1 pseudogene is annotated in these 235 nt (G+C 22.6%); it reads right to left on the bottom strand.

Annotation, left to right across the window (positions count from 1 at the left end):
• Positions 1-235 (bottom strand): annotated as a pseudogene (locus PQG54_RS12375) (DNA adenine methylase); the annotation flags it as partial.

The following is a 235-nucleotide window of genomic DNA, read 5'->3' on the forward strand; positions in this document are numbered from 1 at the left end:
TTTTATTTTTGGTGAAATAATTAACAATTCATTACCTTTCTTTTTGGTTTGTAATGAGTAGTTAATGTTAAACTGAAATAGTTTACTTTGTTTATATAAATTTTCTATTTCTTTAGTGTCATCGTAAGTAATTAACCAAGGGCAATGAATATTTTGAATAATTTTAGATAGATTTTGGTGATCTGTTTTTTTATAAAAATTAGTATATAATTCGGCACCTTTATTATAATAGGGA

The sequence above is a fragment of the Commensalibacter communis genome (assembly GCF_947179015.1).
GTDB lineage: Bacteria > Pseudomonadota > Alphaproteobacteria > Acetobacterales > Acetobacteraceae > Commensalibacter > Commensalibacter communis.